Genomic DNA, 523 nt, shown 5'->3' on the forward strand with positions numbered 1-523 from the left:
TAATGCCGATCAGTTAAGGCTTAAATGATCGGTTGAACGATCCTTTCAAGGTGTCAAAATCCGAGTGTATTCCAGACACTCGGATTTTTTTATGTTTCTAAGACAAGCACTTAACCAAGTTCATCAATTCTCTGTTGAGCAACTCTCAGGTTTATCTGACCTTCTCTCTCCTGAACTCATTGCTCAATGTATGGAAGACACGGGTATCACAACCATGCGTAGACGCAGATTGCCCATGGAGATGATGGTTTGGAGTGTTGTTGGGATGTCCCTATATCGCCATTTATCTATGGAGAAAGTTGTCTCCAAGCTAGATATTCTTCTTCCTGGCAAAAAACCGTTTGTTGCTCCAAGCGCAGTAATCCAAGCAAGGCAAAGGCTAGGTTCTGATGTCATGAAGTCCGTTTTTACTCAAACGCAGAAATTATGGAATGACAAAACGCCACACCCAGATTGGCATGGTTTAACTCTTCATGCTGTAGATGGTGTGGTCTGGCGAACCCCAGATACTAAAGAGAACGAT

General features: G+C 43.0%; 1 protein-coding gene. It reads left to right on the forward strand.

Annotated features, from left to right (window positions below; all coding sequences use genetic code 11):
• Positions 1-91 precede the first annotated feature (91 nt).
• Positions 92-523 (forward strand): transposase domain-containing protein (locus tag QTN95_RS21035; RefSeq protein WP_331418894.1); only part of this gene is annotated, 432 nt, incomplete at its 3' end.

The sequence above is a fragment of the Vibrio sp. M260112 genome, from assembly GCF_036533775.1.
Classification (GTDB): domain Bacteria; phylum Pseudomonadota; class Gammaproteobacteria; order Enterobacterales; family Vibrionaceae; genus Vibrio.